At 37.8% G+C, this 1,255-nt stretch carries 2 protein-coding genes; both read right to left on the reverse strand.

Annotated features, from left to right (window positions below):
• Positions 1 to 57: 57 nt before the first annotated feature.
• A complete protein-coding gene (locus tag QUA25_RS29260) occupies positions 58 to 762 on the reverse strand; it encodes a hypothetical protein (RefSeq protein WP_333043205.1) in 705 nt (234 codons plus the stop codon).
• Positions 763 to 772: 10 nt separating this feature from the next.
• On the reverse strand, positions 773 to 1,255 hold a 483-nt coding region (locus QUA25_RS29265), incomplete at its 5' end, for a transposase (protein WP_333043207.1).

Below are 1,255 nucleotides of genomic sequence, written 5' to 3' on the forward strand. Positions count from 1 at the left end.
ATTAATAATTAAATGGGGTCGTAAAATCAAAAATAAGGGCAATGCTTGTATCACAGTTTAAATGTGCAACAGCTTATAAACTTCTTGTTTCTCGGTTTCAAAAAGGCATTGGTTTTTGATTAATAGGTTGGATAAATAACCGGCCCAGATGGAAATACCTAAATCGGCTAAAAAATCTAGTAGTTTGCCTTGGGTCATATTACCCCCATAGTACAAACTGATGATTAAGGCTTTGATTCCAGGTCCAAATTCTCCTTCGTAGCCCATTGGTAATTCTGCTACATAAGTTTTTCCGACTGAGGCTGAGTAATATTTCTGTTTGCGAAATAATATGTTGTCGGTTGCTAAGCTGATATCTTGGATGATTACTTGTTCGTATCCTTTAAATTCTGCGTCTGCTGGTAGTTGGTCTTTAGGATATTCTAGTATTTCTTCTCGATCTATTTTAATTGTGGCGTTCTTACTGCCTTTGCTGTGCTTTTTTGGCGTTTTTCGTTCTTTCTCTGAAGAGTGCTGGCTTTTGAATCCTTTGGACTTGGCTTTGATGTCTGGTTTTCCTTGCTCTCCCTTCAATCGGTTGTTTTCATCTTTTAACCGTTGATTCTCTGACTCCAAGTCTTTGACTTTTAATTGTAATTGTTCTATGAGGTTCAGTAAAAGCTCTACTGTATGACGCATGGATTCGTCTGCAATCCCTGGGGGGTCGATGGTTTGCAGGATATTGGAGGATGACTTGTCTGGTGAAATAATCTTTGGCGTCATGTGTCTTATTTTATGACAGTTTGTGCACTCTGCTTACTTTTTTTTCTCTGCTACCCCTACTTATTGAGGCGATACGGTTAAAATCAGGAGAGTATGGGGATAAACAAATAATACTCGCTCCTACAGATTCAATCATTGGCTTGATTGATGCTAATTTATGGGCGGGTAAATTATCCATCACTACTACCGCTCCTTTCCATAATTTAGGACATAAAAAATGCTGAATAAATATAGCAAATGCCTGTCCATCCATTGAATCATTCATTGTCATCAATGCTAACACTTTATTCATACTAATTGCGCCAATAGCTGTGACTTTAGCACCCCGATAAAATGCTTTTTTTTGGTATGCTCTTGTCCCACGTTGTGAAGGGGCATGAGTTCTGCTTATTCCTAGTAGAATACCAGTTTCATCCCATTGGTAACAAGTTAGAAAGGAGTAGATTTTGTCAATACCTCTTTCTGCAGAAATATTATGGAACAATAATGATAA

This window comes from Microcoleus sp. Pol17C6 (assembly GCF_036701145.1).
Lineage (GTDB): Bacteria > Cyanobacteriota > Cyanobacteriia > Cyanobacteriales > Microcoleaceae > Microcoleus.